This is a genomic window from Pseudoalteromonas sp. MTN2-4 (assembly GCF_042848605.1).
Lineage (GTDB): Bacteria > Pseudomonadota > Gammaproteobacteria > Enterobacterales > Alteromonadaceae > Pseudoalteromonas.
On record NZ_BTGK01000078.1, the window covers coordinates 1 to 403 of the forward strand.

At 47.4% G+C, this 403-nt stretch carries 1 protein-coding gene; it reads left to right on the plus strand.

From position 1 onward, the window contains the following. Nucleotides 1-403: SdrD B-like domain-containing protein (locus tag ACGHEH_RS21800; protein ID WP_390449915.1), on the plus strand; the 403-nt coding region annotated here is incomplete at both ends.

Sequence of the window (403 nt, forward strand, 5' to 3'; positions counted from 1 at the left end):
AGCAAGTCGCACTGGATCGCAAACTGCAAACAATACGGTTGTGGTTGATTTAACGGCCAATACACGCTCAGCAATCGTGGACTTCACCGAGCTACTTGGCACAATTCCTTATTCGATTTCAGGTCGCGTATTCCTAGACACGCTACAAGACGGAGAACTTGAAGCTGCTGAGCTAGACAAAGCGCTTGAAAACATCACAGTTACGTTGACAGGTAAAGACAAGTTTGGCCGCACGGTGTCACTAACACGCACTACAGATACGAACGGTCAGTACGCGTTTGCAGATTTAACCGAAGCGAATGCTGATGGTTACAGCGTGACAGCAACACAGTCAGGCCTTACAAATCACCAAGACGGTAAAGAGTATTTGATTGTTGGTGCAAGTCGCACTGGATCGCAAACT